We start from the raw sequence: 13,401 nt of genomic DNA, 5'->3' as shown, positions 1-13,401 counted from the left end.
AACATGCAAGTTGGTAAACGGATTTTCCTGAAAAGAGAACTTCCTGATAAAGAAATTGTTGAAGGCTATAAAGATTTGCCGACATCTAATATAGCGGACTGTATGAATCGCAGAGGGGCAATGGCTACTCGCATTAAGTTGATGTCTAGTCCTACAAAAGAGATGTGTGGCCCAGCATTTACAGTTCATAATCGTCCTGGTGATAACTTAACTATTTATGCGGCTTTAAAATACTGTCATGAAGGTGATGTCATTGTAATTGATAATGAGGGTGACAATACTAGGGCCGTTATCGGTGAAGTTATGATGACATGGCTTCGTGATCAAAGACACGTAGCTGGTGTTGTTGTAGATGGTCCGATGCGTGACATTGATAGCTTACGCAATTGGGATCTACCCATTTATGCTGTAAGCACTTCGCCAAATGGTCCATATAAGGAAGGTCCAGGAGAAATTAATGTTCCAGTTTCTTGTGGTGAGGTTAGCGTAAATCCTGGTGATTTAATTGTTGGCGATGCTGATGGCGTGGTTAAAGTAGCTCGTGAAAAGACGACTGAATTACTTCCTAAAGTCCAGGCCTTTCACCAAGAAGATGATCGTAAAGCTGAGAGTTTTCATAATGGAACTGGAAATATTGACTGGCTTGATGAAGAACTGAAAAACAAGGATTATAAAATTATCGACGATATTTACCGCCCATAAATAAAAGAGGATAATTATGAAAACTTTAGAGAAAGTAAACTATAAAGGATTTGTTTTACCAGTAATAATTGGTATTGCTTTATGGTGTTTTACTCCAATTCGACCGTATGGCTTATCAGCACAAGCATGGGAAATGTTTGCAATATTTGTAGCTACCATTGTTGGCTGTATTACTAAACCCTTACCAATTGGTGGTACCACATTAATTGGTTTGATTGTAACTGTTTTGGTTGGTTTAGCACCAATTCAAAATGAAGTAAATCCAAAAACCGGTGCTGTTAATGCCGGGATCCTGAGTGCTTTCAGTAACTCCGCTTCTTGGTTGATTGCAATGGCTTTTATCATGGCCTATGGTATTAGTAAAACCGGTTTAGGAAATAGAATCGCTTATTGGATGATTCGTCGTTTTGGTAAACGCTCGATTGGAATTGGCTATGCCATTACTGGTCTTGAATTGATTCTCGGAGCTTTAATTCCTTCTAATAGTGCACGTACAGGTGGGGTCGTATGGCCAGTCACAGAATCAATCTCAAAAGACTATGATTCTTTACCAAATGATCCATCTCGGAAAAAAATCGGTGCCTATCTAAGTTTTATTGCCTTTCATGCTAACGTCATTTCGACAGCTCTGTTTATTACAGGTGCTGCTCCTAATATGGTTGCTTCCCAAATGGCAATTCAAAAGGGCTATCAAATGAGCTGGATAAGCTGGTTTACTGCAGCAATTGTGCCAGCAATAATTGCAACAATTGTCATTCCATTAATCATTTATAAAATTTTCCCACCTGAGATTAAGGAAACTCCTAATGCTAAAAAATGGGCAGATGACCGTTTAGCAGATATGGGTCCTGTTACTAAGCCTGAAAAAATAATGTCTGCAGTCTTCTTGTTGGCGATTGTTTTATGGGTTTTATCAGGTATTTATAAAATTCCACAATTAGATTCAACTTTCGTTGCATTCTTAGCTGTTGGCCTACTCTTGTTAACTGGGGTTTTGACCATGCAGGATGCTTTGAAGCAGACTGGAGCTTGGAACATTTTAATCTGGCTATCAATTTTGGTATTTATGGCTAGCAAGCTAATCTCATTTGGTTTTATTGATTGGTTCTCAAAGACTATCCAATCTGGACTTCACGGAATTAGCTGGGAAATTGTTTTAGCAGTATTAGTAATTCTAATGTTCTACACCCACTACTTCTTTGCCAGTGGAACAGCTCATATGACGGCATTGTATCTACCATTTTTATCAGTAGCAGTCGCTACCGGAGCACCACTTGCCCTGTCAGCAATGCTTTTAGCATTCACTGGTGCAATTAACGCTTCAACCACACACTATGCCAACGGACCAGCTTCCATTTTAGCTACTACCGGTTATATCAAACAAAGCGAATGGTGGAAGATGAACTTTATCCTTGGTATCGTATATCTTTTGATTTTCGGGGTAATCGGTACTTTCTGGATGAAAATTATTGGCATGTGGTAAATGATTAGTCAAGCAGACTTTATAACTAATGATGGAGTAAGAATCCATTATTATGATACAAAAACTACGCAACCACCAATTCTTGCTATCCCGGGAATCGGTGGCTCTGCCGCATTATGGCAAAAGGCAATAGAGCTTTTTAGCTCAGATTATCGTTTTATTATTATCGATCCAAGAAACCAGGGCAGATCTGCGCGAACATTTAAAGGCCAAAGAATTAGTCGACATGCCGCTGATTTAAACCAGTTGATTGAAAAGCTAGATTTAGTTGATATTATTGGCATTGGCAATTCGATGGGTGCTGCGAATTTGTGGGCTTATATTTCACTTTATGGTGAAAAGCGCCTAAAGGCGATCGTGGATTTGGATCAACCTCCCAAAATGATAAAAGATAAAACTTGGCAATACGGATACCAAGACCTTACTTGGAATAATTATCCGAGCTATCTAAAGGCCGATTTTGGTACCGGGATAGCCACCCATGTTGACGATGCAATGTTTGCACTCGCAAAAAAGGAAGCTCAAAGTTTTCCATATCATCCTGAAGAAAACCTATTGTGTCGCATTAATCATGCTGAACAAGATTGGCGTGATGTGCTGATTGAATTAAAGAAGCCAATGCTAGTTTTGGCTGGTAAAAAGTCACCCTTTTTTGACTATCACTTTGCTGAAGCAACAGCAAAATTAAATCCATTAATTAAGGCAAAAGTGATTCCTAACTGTGGGCACTTAATTCAGGCTGAACAGCCAAATTTGATGTACAAAGAAATAATAAATTTCTTGCATAATTGAATGCAGAAGTTGATATTGAAGAGGAAGTTACTTAATGGATAAGATCGTAGATCTTTATTTAAAAACACCAGAGACATACAAAAAATGGCAAAATTTTTTGCTTCATCATGGTCTATCAAATTTTAATTCCCGTGAAGTCAACGTGATTGATCATACTTTAGGTTTGATTAATGAAGACGGGGAATTAGTTGGTACCGGAAGTACAGCGAACAATGTCTTAAAGTACATCGCGGTTTCAAATGATGATGAAACAACTCCAGGTGCTCGTTTCAACCAGATAATTACTGCTTTGCAGCAATATCTCTTTAGTCAACAGATTTTTCATAGCTTTGTTTTCACCAAAGAAAAGTATTCTACAAGTTTTGCTCATTTAGGATTTCAAGAACTCGCTCATAATGAGTCAGCCGCTTTTTTAGAAAATGGGACGCCAGATATTAATGATTTTTTAGCACAAATTCCTCGGGTTAAAGACCAAAAAAAACTGCAAGTGGCAGCAATTGTCATGAATGCAAACCCTTTTACGCTTGGTCATCGTCAACTCGTTGAATTAGCAAGTAAAGAAAATGATTTGGTTTATGTTTTTGTTGTGGCTACAGATGCTTCGCTCTTTAAAACCAATGAAAGAATGCAGCTGGTAAAAGAGGGGACAAGGGATTTAAAAAATGTCCTTGTCGTCAGTGGTGGAGACTATATGGTTTCCCAGTCGACATTTCCAGCTTATTTCCTAAAATCGGCCGATGATTTAATTACTGTTCAGACTGAAATTGATGCCTTAGTTTTTAAAAACTATGTTGCTCCCGCTCTAACAATTAACAGAAGATATTTAGGAACAGAACCATTTTCGCGAACAACTAATTTCTATAATCAAAGCCTGATAAAGACTTTAAGTCCTGATATCGAAGTTAAAATTGTTGAACGTTTCCAAGCAGATAGTCAGGTAATAACAGCAACAAAAGTGCGGCAGCTAATTAAGCAAGACCACTTAGCAGAAATAAAACCTTTGGTTCCAGTTAGCACAATGCAATTTATTATTAACAACAAGAAAGATTTACAAATGCGAATAAAGAAAGGAATGAATATCAATGGAAATTAAGACTGTTGGTGTTGCAGGAACATTAGAGTCCTCAGACATCCAAATCATGATTTCAGAGGGCAACGAAGGAATTCAAATTGATTTAGACTCAGAAGTTATCAAGGCTTATGGTGATCAAATCAAAAAGGTAATTACTACGACCTTACAAAAATATGGCATTGAAAATGCAAAAGTAAAGGCCACTGATAAGGGAGCTCTTGATTGTGTGATCGCAGCGCGGACACTTGCCGCTGCCCAAAGAGCAACTGAGACCTCGGATAAACCAGAATTGGAGGTATTGCAATAAATGACTTATGTAAAAAACCGTTTGCGTCGAACCATGATGTTTGTACCAGGTAATAATCCTGCCATGGTTAAAGATGCTGGAATTTATGGTGCCGATTCAATTATGCTGGATCTAGAAGATGCTGTTTCTCTAACCGAAAAAGACGCTGCACGGATGCTTGTATATAATGCCATCAAAACTGTTGATTTCGGCGGAGCAGAAATAGTCGTTAGAATAAATGGCCAGGATACACCATTTTATGATGAAGACGTAAAAGCCATGGTTAAAGCTGGCGTTGATGTTATTCGGTTGCCAAAAACTGAATCTGCTGCAATGATTAAAAAATTGGTCAGTGATATGGAAAAAGCTGAACAAGAATATGGCGTCGAGAAAGGTTCAATCGGTGTAATGGCAGCTATTGAAAGTGCTAAGGGAGTTCTAAACGCTCCTGAAATTGCCACTTCTACGCCGTTAATGATGGGCTTGGCCGTTTCGGGTGAAGACTATACTGCTGATATGCATACTCATCGTTATCCTGATGGTCGTGAACTCGAATTTGCTCGGAATATGGTTTTGCAAGCAGCTCGTGCAGCTGACGTTTACGCGTTTGATACTGTCTTTTCGAATATGAATGATACGGAAGGCTTTTACCGCGAAACAAACTATATATATGAACTAGGTTATGATGGAAAATCACTGGTTAATCCAAGACAAATTCCAATGGTTAACAAAGTCTTCAACCCAACCAAAGATGAAATTGAAAATGCTCAAGCAGTTCAAAATGCAATTCGCGAAGCTAAAGCTAAGGGCTCTGGTGTAATTTCAATGAATGGCAAGATGGTTGATAAACCTGTTGTTGAAAAGGCTAATCGCGTAATCGAAACAGCCAAAGCGTCAAACTTAATTGATGAGGAGGGCAATTACATTGGAGAATAAAGTAAAACGCAATTTACCGGATGATTTAATGACAAAAATGAGTTTAAAACCATTTGAGGGTGTTAATATCGGTAACCCTGACGTTCAAAGAGTGGCTCCTAAAGTTAGTGTAACCACTGGCGAAAACAAAGTAGTTGAATCTTTAGAAGAAGTTATTAAGAAAACACTCAAGGATGGGATGACTATTTCTTTCCACCACCATTTTAGAAACGGTGATTTTGCCTTCAACAAGGTAATGGATTTAATTATTAAACTCGGTTATAAGGACTTAACCCTAGCACCATCTTCTTTAACCGGCGTTATGAATGATAAAGTAATTGAGGCAATTAAAAAGGGTGTCATTACGAATATTACTTCTTCAGGTATGCGTGGCAGTCTTGGTGACTTTGTTTCTCATGGTGGCCTGAAAAATCCAGTTATTTTTCGCTCACACGGTAATCGTGCACGTTCAATTGAAGAAGGCGAAATTAAGATTGATGTTGCCTTTTTAGGTGTTCCTGTATCAGACCCAGCTGGAAATGCTAACGGGCAAGAAGGTGATGCAGTCTTTGGTTCATTAGGCTATGCTTTAGTTGACGCACAATACGCAGATAAAGTTGTTTTACTTACTGATAATATTGTTGACTATCCTAATACGCCTGCATCAATTAAACAAACTCAAGTTGACTATATAGTAAAAGTTGATCAAATTGGTGATGCCGATAAAATTGGTTCTGGCGCTACCCGTTTTACCAAGGATCCTAAGGAATTAAAAATTGCGCAGATGGTTAACCAAGTGATTGTTAATTCTCCATATTATAAGCAAGGTTTTTCATTCCAAACTGGTTCTGGTGGTGCCGCTCTTGCTGTAACTAGGTATTTACGGCAATCGATGCTTGATGATAATATTACAGCTTCATTTGCATTAGGTGGAATTACCAAGCCAACCACTGATTTACTCGAAGAGGGACTAGTTAACAAGGTAATGGATGTGCAGGACTTTGATAAAGGTGCTGCTGCATCAATGGCTAAAAATAAAAACCAACAAGAAATTGATGCTTCTTGGTACGCTGATCCCCATAATAAGGGAGCAGTAGTTAATAATTTAGATGTTGCTATTCTGTCGGCCTTACAAATTGATACTGACTTCAACGTTAATGTAATGACTGGTTCGGATGGGGTAATTCGTGGTGCAATTGGTGGCCACCAAGATGCTGCCTCTGCCAAAATGACAATTATTACTGCGCCACTTGTACGTGGACGTAACGCAACGATTGTACCTTCGGTTGAAACTGTTGTTACTCCAAGTGACTCAATTGATGTTTTAGTTACTGAACGGGGAATTGCAATCAATCCAAAACGGCAAGATTTAATTGCTGCATTTAGCAAAGTACCAGAGCTTAAGATTGTTGATATTAAAGATTTGCAAAAGATGGCTGAAAAACAAGTAGGAACTCCAAAGCCATTAGAATATACTGATAGAACAGTAGCATTGATTCAATATCGTGATGGTACAATTATTGACACAATCAAAGAAGTAAAAGACTAATAGTCTAGCAATTTTTTGGATAAATCATAAAAGCTTCAAAAGTTATGACTTTTGAAGCTTTTTATATCTAGCTAAATTAACACCAAATGATTTAAGCTATAATTACTAAAGATTAGATTTCTATTTTTTAGAACAAAAAACCTACCTCTGAACAAATCGAAGTAGATTTCTAACTCTTATATTTAAAAAGGAGTTTTTAAATGACTAAAACTATATTTGCATCTGGAACAAAACAATCAATAGAACAAGTTCTTGCGGACAAAGATCAACGCGTTAATTTACAGAAAAAACTTTTTCGAGAGTTTCCGCATAGTGTTTTACTGGACGTTAAGCTTAACATACCTGGGCCAATTAAAAATAACCAGTACCTAAAGCAGCTCTTCTTAACAGGTATAAAAACTTTGGAAGAGTCACTCAAGAAAGAACACTTATCCTTTAAATTAATGGAAAAATGGGATAAGCCAACCGGATGCGAAAATTTTTATTTAGTAAATGGCAATAGGCGAGCCGTCAAAAAAACTGCAGTTGGCTTTGAAAACCAATCACAATTAACGCGACTTTTCGACGCTGATGTTTTAGTTAAAAACCAACAGGCAGCACTATCACGCACTGATTTGGATATGCCCGCTCGTAAATGCTTTTTATGCGATCGTCCAGCTAAAGACTGTGCTCGCTCACGACGTCATTCGGTACAAGAACTGCAAGAATATATTAGTCGGATTTACTATCAGCAAGTTAAATAAAACTCTTGTTTTTACGTAGAACGCGTTCGGCAATACCGCTATTTGTGACCAAATGAGTAATTACGCCGCTTCGTAATGCTCCTAACAATGCATCTTCTTTAAAGCGATTTTTAACGACAACAAAACGAGTAGGTATTTTCATAATGTCTGCCATACTGATACCACAAATGTGTGAGTCAATTGGTTTATAAAAGTTACCGTTAATATCATATGGTCGACCGAAGATGACGCCCGCAATTTGAAGGCTATCGACATTTTTCAATAGATTCTCAGCATAGTAATCCATGAAGAATTGGTCAGATTCTAATGATTGAACTGTACCAATGCTGGCAAAAAGCAAATCTATTTCAGAAAATTTCTTAGCAAAATATTCATAATAAGGTTCAGTTTTAAGCTCTTTTACGACTTGCGGATTAATTGAATAAAGTGGGGCAGGAAAAGTTAAGCTCTTAGCATTAAATTTATCTGCAGCCTCTTGTGTCAGCTGATTTTTTCGTCTACTGGTATTGACAGCTTGACCAACAAGCTGAATAAAAGTTAAATCATCCCTAGTTTCTTCAGTAAAATTATCAATAATATCCTTGAGAAGCGTACCCCAAGTTAAACCGATTAAATGGGCAGATTTAGTGTAGTTTTGAATTTGTTTTGCCGCGTAGTTGACAATTACTTCGTTGTCCTGATTTTTCGTTTCTAAATCTTCAAGAATATAAACTTCTTTGAGATTAAAAATGCGCTGAAATTCATTTTCTAACTTTTGTGACCTTTTTGGGCTTTGGGAAATGCTGATTTTGACAATTCCTTTATCCTTAGCTTCTTCAATCGCTTTCGTGATTAAGTAACGTGAAATGTTGTATTTATTAGATATATCAGCAATATTTAGTTGACTTAAAAAATAATCTTGTGCAATATTAGCTAATTGTTCATCTGTTAATAGTGTCATATGGGTATCCCTTTTCTTTAATATTATTTTAAATTATATTACAAAAACGGCTCTTTATTCTATAAAAATATAAACAAAAATTTATTTAAAACAATAATTTTAAAAAGTTAATAAAATATATTTATTATTATTCAAAAAAACACCATAAATTGTAAACTTATTCAAGCAAATCACAAAAAGTACCATGGGTCACTAATTGCAAGTCATTTGGTTTTAAGTAGACGCTTCTTCCGACTTTTCCACTAGAAACCGCTATTTCAGTTTCTTTTTTCATGTCTTGGTCTAGGTAAATTGGAAAATGATGATTGAAGTAGATGCCAATTGGCGTGTTTGCTCCGTGAACATAACCAGTTGTTTTTTCAAGGTCCTTCAATGGAAGGAGTTCACATTTTTTATTACCAGAAGCTTTTGCTAGCTTTTTCATGCTTAAATGTTCGGTAACAGGAATGACTCCAACTAACACTCCAGTTTTATTACCAGAACAGACAAGTGTTTTGTAGACCAAATGTTCATTCTCGTTTAGAATAGAAGTATCCATTTGCGCAACGCCACCTGAGTCTTTGTGTGTAGCAAATTCAGCTTGATGATATGGAATTTTATTTCTATCTAAAATTTTTTCAACTAACGTTTTTTCAATTTTATTTTTCTTTTTTGCCATAATTATCACCTTTTTAATCATAGCATTGATAAAGAGAAATAAAAAAGGGAGTTTATTCATGAAATTATTAATTATTAAAATTGAGACTAGTCACGAAATAGAAGATGCACTCAGTGTATACAGCCAGGACGTCCTTCACTGCTTGGGAACAGAAACACGCAAGCGGTCTGATTTTGAACATGCCGGTTGGGAAAATGATTCTACCATTGTTAATCTGGAAGAAATCAACGATCTTCCTCAAGACTTAGAATTTTATGCGTATTTTAGAGAAGATTCAGACCGGGATAAATTACTCGCAGATTTTCGCCAAAAGTTACAGGAATTGAAGGGATACGGACTTGATATTGGTCAAGCCAAAATTAGTGCATCTTATATCGAAGATAAAGACTGGAATACAGTATGGCAAAAATTTTATCACGTTATTAATTTTTCCAGGCACCTGGCAATTGTTCCAGAATGGGAAAATTACCAACCCCAGTTTTCTGATCAAAAGCTAATTAATTTGGATCCAGGATTAGCTTTTGGTACTGGCGGCCATAAGACTACACAACTTGCTATGATGGGTTTGGAACGAACACTGACTGCTCCTAAAAGCGTAATTGATGTTGGAACTGGATCAGGAATTTTGGCTATTGCCGCTTCACTTTTAGGAGCTAACGAGGTAATTGGCACCGATGTTTCTGACGAAGCTGTCACGGCAGCTCAAGAAAATGTTGCCTTAAATCATTTAGATAATATTCAGATTAAAAAAGCAAATTTATTAGAGAATATTGACGGTAAATTTGATATTATTGTTGCTAATATTTTAGCGGAAATTTTACTCGACTTGATACCTCAGCTAAATGATCATTTGCAAAAAGGCGGAAAAGTTATTTTCTCCGGAATCGATTATTTACAGTTAACAAAGGTAGAAAAAGCCCTAGATAATTATGACTTTAAGGTTGAATTAACGATGAAACAGGATCGTTGGGTAAGTTTAGTAATTGCGCGAAAAGAACAATAAAAAGAGTTATAATAGAAAATTAAGTTAAGTAAGGAAAAAGTGAATTGATTGATAAATTAAAACACATACCATTTATTAAAAAGTTAAATCATTATCAAGCAATGCCTATTATCTGGTGGACAATATTGGTTTTATTATTACCATTTATTTTTAGCTTGTGCCGGATTCCAACCGTTTGGCGTGTTGGATTACTTTTTATCGTTTTTAACTGTCTGGTCAGTTACCACTTAGGAATATTGGTTAAAAAAATTGCCTTGAAATGGTATTGGCTGTTATTGCTGCCAGTTTGTTTTTGTTTAATCGTTTTAATCAAATATGCTAACTATAATTTATTATTTGGTTTAATTTATTTAATCTTTGAAATCTTTGGCTTAATGGATAGACAATTTTATAAATAAGAAGGGTCGGGTTCTATGTCAAAATATGCGGAAATGACGCATGATCAAGTAATTGACACCTGTAAAAAATACATGAATGATGAGCAAATTGCTTTTGTTGAAAAGGCATATGAATTTGCTGAAAATGCGCATAAAGAGCAAAAACGCGCGTCTGGTCAGCCTTACATTGTGCATCCCACGCAAGTGGCAGGGACCTTGGCCACTCTTGGACTTGACCCAGATACAATAGCTGCCGGCTTTTTACATGACACAGTCGAAGATACGGAAGTAACTAATGACGATATTAAAAATATCTTTGGTAAAGATGTTGCTTTCATTGTTGATGGCGTTACTAAGCTAAATAAATATGAATACAAATCGCACCAAGAGTTCTTAGCTGAAAATCACCGTAAAATGCTCATAGCAATGGCTAAGGATATCCGTGTCATTATGGTCAAGTTAGCTGATAGATTGCATAACATGCACACGCTAGAGCATCTACGGCCAGATAAACAACGACGTATTGCTTCAGAAACAATGGATATTTATGCTCCGTTAGCTGATCGATTAGGTATTGGTACTATTAAGTGGGAACTGGAGGATCTCAGTTTTCATTATCTTAATCCGAAAGCTTATTACCGGATCGTGAACTTAATGAGCCTAAAAAGAAGCGAGCGGGAAAAATATATTCAAGATGCAATTAATACATTAAAAGAAAGTTTAGATGGTTTAGGAATTACTTATGATATTCATGGTCGACCTAAGCATATCTATTCCATTTATAAAAAAATGGTTAATAAGCATAAGGATTTTAATGAAATCTACGATCTCTTAGCGGTTAGGGTAATTGTTAAGACTGTCAAGGATTGTTATGCAGTTTTAGGTGCCGTCCATACTAAGTGGAAGCCGATGCCCGGAAGATTTAAAGATTATATTGCCGTTCCTAAAGTAAACGGGTATCAATCACTTCACACTACAATTATTGGTCCCGGTGGCCGTCCACTTGAAATTCAAATTAGAACAGAACAAATGCATGAAGTGGCGGAATACGGTGTAGCTGCCCACTGGGCATATAAGCGCGGCAATTTCTCAGGAGTTGAGCAAACTTCCTCTAACGAAAAACTTGACATGGTACGAGAAATTCTTGAATTAAAGGATGAAACACAGGACGCTGGCGAGTTTATGAAGAGCGTCAAAAGTGAGATCTTCTCTGACCGTGTTTACGTGTTTACGCCAAAAGGTGAGGTCTACGAACTGCCCAAGGGCTCAGTTACGTTGGACTTTGCCTACGAGATTCATACTCAAGTAGGAAGTCACGCGGTTGGCGCTAAAGTGAATGGCAAATTAGTGCCACTAGACTACAAGTTAAAAAATGGTGATGTCATTGATATTATGACGCAATCCAATGCTAGTCCATCGCGGGACTGGGTGGACATGGTCAAAACTTCACGCGCTCGGAATAAAATCAGGCGCTATTTTAGGAACTTAGACCGAGAGCATAGCATTGAGCAAGGTGAGCAGATGATCGCGGATAATTTACGCGAGCAAAATTTCTCACCTAAGGAATTCATGGACAAAGACCATATCGAGCAACTATTGCAACAATTAAATTATCATACAGCAGATGAAATGTTTGCATCAGTTGGTTTTGGTGATCTTTCGGCTATCAGCGTGGTTAATCGCTTGACTGCCGACATTCGTCATGAAGATGAAAAAAAGCGCCAAAAGCAGCTTGAAGAAGAAATTTTAAATTCAGGCCAAAAGGCAGTTTCTGAAACAAATAATAGTAATTCCTCGGCTATGAAAATCAAGCATAAGAACGGTGTGATGATTCAAGGCATCAGCGACTTAATGCTGCATTTAGCCAAATGCTGTAATCCGGTTCCTGGTGATAAGATTGTCGGTTACGTTACAAAGGGCCGTGGGGTTACAATTCACCGTAGCGATTGTCGTAATATTGTTCATAATGATGCCAGTCAGGGACGTTTAATTGAAGTAGAATGGGAAAATGTTGAAGAAAATAGCGCACAAGCCTTTAACGCAAATATTGAGGTTTTTGGCTATAATCGCAGTCGTCTATTAAGCGATGTTCTAACTAAATTAAACTCACTAACGCCCAACATTAACAATCTTTCAGGTAAAGTTAATGACGAAAATATTGCTCATATTTATGCAACAGTTGCTGTCAATAATTCTGGTCAACTTGATAGTATCTTAACCAAGTTACGTGATATTCCTGATGTTTATGAAACTAGAAGGGCTGATAATTAATGCGAGTAGTAATTCAAAGAGTAAATTATGCTAACGTTAAAATTGCAAACGAAAATGTTGGTGAAATCAAAAAGGGCCTTCTATTATTAGTTGGCTTAAAAGAAGGCGACGATAGCCAAACGGTGAAAAAAGCTGCTTCTAAGATAGCTAAAATGCGGATTTTCGAAGATCAAGACGGAAAGACTAATTTGGCAATTAAAGATGTTGGCGGCAAAATCTTGAGTGTTAGTCAATTCACTTTACTTGCCGATACTAAGAAAGGTAATCGTCCTAGCTTTATTCAGGCAATGAGACCACCAAAGTCGGATGAGTTATGGCAGGCTTTTAATCATGAACTTGAAAATAATGGCTTGGATGTTGCTACTGGCAAATTTGGTGCCGACATGCAAGTTACTTTAGAAAATGATGGACCTTTTACGATTGTACTTGACTTATAAAAAATTTAAGCTGAAATAACAGTACAGGTTGACTTTTTAAGGTTAAAACTATAAGCTAAAAAAAGAAATTATCAATGACAAAGACTGAAGATTAGCACTTTTTATTAACAGAGAACGTTCATCTTGCTGAAAGAACGGATAAAAAGCTAAACTGTGACCCCTTTACCAGATAA

Annotated in this window: 14 protein-coding genes; 12 read left to right on the top strand and 2 right to left on the bottom strand. The window is 36.9% G+C overall.

Going from position 1 to position 13,401, the window contains the following annotated elements; translation table 11 throughout:
• Positions 1 to 3 precede the first annotated feature (3 nt).
• The 8 genes from GYM71_RS05380 (at position 4) to citX (ending at position 7,542) form a co-directional block, all read left to right on the top strand.
• On the top strand, positions 4 to 702 hold the full coding sequence (locus GYM71_RS05380; protein ID WP_103751685.1) for an RraA family protein: 699 nt from the start codon (positions 4 to 6) through the stop codon (positions 700 to 702).
• A gap of 16 nt (positions 703 to 718) precedes the next feature.
• The gene (locus GYM71_RS05375) at positions 719 to 2,185 is read left to right on the top strand and encodes a DASS family sodium-coupled anion symporter (protein WP_103751684.1); all 1,467 of its coding nucleotides are present in this window, start codon (positions 719 to 721) and stop codon (positions 2,183 to 2,185) included.
• Positions 2,186 to 2,977 (top strand): alpha/beta fold hydrolase, encoded by a 792-nt coding sequence (locus tag GYM71_RS05370; RefSeq protein ID WP_220219710.1) that lies wholly within the window; start codon positions 2,186 to 2,188, stop codon positions 2,975 to 2,977.
• Positions 2,978 to 3,011: 34 nt separating this feature from the next.
• A complete protein-coding gene (citC, locus tag GYM71_RS05365) occupies positions 3,012 to 4,070 on the top strand; it encodes a [citrate (pro-3S)-lyase] ligase (protein ID WP_220219709.1) in 1,059 nt (352 codons plus the stop codon).
• Complete coding sequence (gene citD, locus GYM71_RS05360) at positions 4,060 to 4,356, top strand: citrate lyase acyl carrier protein (RefSeq protein ID WP_103751681.1); 297 nt, start codon at positions 4,060 to 4,062, stop codon at positions 4,354 to 4,356. The genes citC and citD overlap by 11 nt, the downstream gene beginning before the upstream one ends.
• Positions 4,357 to 5,271: a citrate (pro-3S)-lyase subunit beta gene (citE, locus tag GYM71_RS05355; RefSeq protein ID WP_220219708.1), complete on the top strand. Its 915-nt coding sequence runs from the start codon at positions 4,357 to 4,359 to the stop codon at positions 5,269 to 5,271.
• Positions 5,261 to 6,799 (top strand): citrate lyase subunit alpha, encoded by a 1,539-nt coding sequence (gene citF, locus GYM71_RS05350; protein WP_103751679.1) that lies wholly within the window; start codon positions 5,261 to 5,263, stop codon positions 6,797 to 6,799. Before citE ends, citF begins: the two co-directional genes overlap by 11 nt.
• A 200-nt stretch (positions 6,800 to 6,999) precedes the next feature.
• Positions 7,000 to 7,542, top strand: a complete 543-nt coding sequence (citX, locus tag GYM71_RS05345) for a citrate lyase holo-[acyl-carrier protein] synthase (RefSeq protein ID WP_220219707.1) — start codon at positions 7,000 to 7,002, stop codon at positions 7,540 to 7,542.
• Here citX and GYM71_RS05340 read toward each other — a convergent pair.
• Both GYM71_RS05340 and ybaK read right to left on the bottom strand, forming a co-directional pair.
• Positions 7,535 to 8,482: a sugar-binding transcriptional regulator gene (locus GYM71_RS05340; protein WP_103751677.1), complete on the bottom strand. Its 948-nt coding sequence runs from the start codon at positions 8,480 to 8,482 to the stop codon at positions 7,535 to 7,537. The two genes, citX and GYM71_RS05340, sit on opposite strands and share 8 nt — an antisense overlap.
• A 157-nt stretch (positions 8,483 to 8,639) precedes the next feature.
• Entirely contained in the window at positions 8,640 to 9,140 is a 501-nt protein-coding gene (ybaK, locus tag GYM71_RS05335) for a Cys-tRNA(Pro) deacylase (RefSeq protein ID WP_220219706.1), read from the bottom strand.
• Positions 9,141 to 9,198: 58 nt separating this feature from the next.
• On the opposite strand from ybaK, the gene prmA reads away from it, so the two are divergent.
• From prmA to dtd, 4 genes are read left to right on the top strand one after another with little or no spacing between them, the layout of a single operon-like run.
• Positions 9,199 to 10,143 (top strand): 50S ribosomal protein L11 methyltransferase, encoded by a 945-nt coding sequence (gene prmA / locus GYM71_RS05330; protein WP_220219705.1) that lies wholly within the window; start codon positions 9,199 to 9,201, stop codon positions 10,141 to 10,143.
• Positions 10,144 to 10,187: 44 nt separating this feature from the next.
• On the top strand, positions 10,188 to 10,541 hold the full coding sequence (locus GYM71_RS05325) for a hypothetical protein (protein ID WP_220219704.1): 354 nt from the start codon (positions 10,188 to 10,190) through the stop codon (positions 10,539 to 10,541).
• Positions 10,542 to 10,556: 15 nt separating this feature from the next.
• Entirely contained in the window at positions 10,557 to 12,791 is a 2,235-nt protein-coding gene (locus GYM71_RS05320; RefSeq protein WP_220219703.1) for a RelA/SpoT family protein, read from the top strand.
• Entirely contained in the window at positions 12,791 to 13,228 is a 438-nt protein-coding gene (dtd, locus tag GYM71_RS05315; RefSeq protein ID WP_220219702.1) for a D-aminoacyl-tRNA deacylase, read from the top strand. The genes GYM71_RS05320 and dtd overlap by 1 nt, the downstream gene beginning before the upstream one ends.
• The last annotated feature ends 173 nt before the right edge of the window (positions 13,229 to 13,401 follow it).

It is taken from the genome of Lactobacillus panisapium, assembly GCF_019469265.1.
Taxonomy (GTDB): domain Bacteria; phylum Bacillota; class Bacilli; order Lactobacillales; family Lactobacillaceae; genus Lactobacillus; species Lactobacillus panisapium.
This window is presented reverse-complemented; position numbering and strand designations above follow the sequence as displayed.

What these genes read in the sequence shown, in the direction of transcription:
- dtd (WP_220219702.1), top strand. Translation starts at nt 12,791, where the DNA reads ATGCGAGTAGTAATTCAAAGAGTAAATTATGCTAACGTTAAAATTGCA.
- GYM71_RS05370 (WP_220219710.1), top strand. Translation starts at nt 2,186, where the DNA reads ATGATTAGTCAAGCAGACTTTATAACTAATGATGGAGTAAGAATCCAT.
- GYM71_RS05340 (WP_103751677.1), bottom strand. Translation starts at nt 8,482, where the DNA reads ATGACACTATTAACAGATGAACAATTAGCTAATATTGCACAAGATTAT.
- citX (WP_220219707.1), top strand. Translation starts at nt 7,000, where the DNA reads ATGACTAAAACTATATTTGCATCTGGAACAAAACAATCAATAGAACAA.
- GYM71_RS05320 (WP_220219703.1), top strand. Translation starts at nt 10,557, where the DNA reads ATGTCAAAATATGCGGAAATGACGCATGATCAAGTAATTGACACCTGT.
- citE (WP_220219708.1), top strand. Translation starts at nt 4,357, where the DNA reads ATGACTTATGTAAAAAACCGTTTGCGTCGAACCATGATGTTTGTACCA.
- GYM71_RS05375 (WP_103751684.1), top strand. Translation starts at nt 719, where the DNA reads ATGAAAACTTTAGAGAAAGTAAACTATAAAGGATTTGTTTTACCAGTA.
- GYM71_RS05380 (WP_103751685.1), top strand. Translation starts at nt 4, where the DNA reads ATGCAAGTTGGTAAACGGATTTTCCTGAAAAGAGAACTTCCTGATAAA.
- citD (WP_103751681.1), top strand. Translation starts at nt 4,060, where the DNA reads ATGGAAATTAAGACTGTTGGTGTTGCAGGAACATTAGAGTCCTCAGAC.
- prmA (WP_220219705.1), top strand. Translation starts at nt 9,199, where the DNA reads ATGAAATTATTAATTATTAAAATTGAGACTAGTCACGAAATAGAAGAT.
- ybaK (WP_220219706.1), bottom strand. Translation starts at nt 9,140, where the DNA reads ATGGCAAAAAAGAAAAATAAAATTGAAAAAACGTTAGTTGAAAAAATT.
- citC (WP_220219709.1), top strand. Translation starts at nt 3,012, where the DNA reads ATGGATAAGATCGTAGATCTTTATTTAAAAACACCAGAGACATACAAA.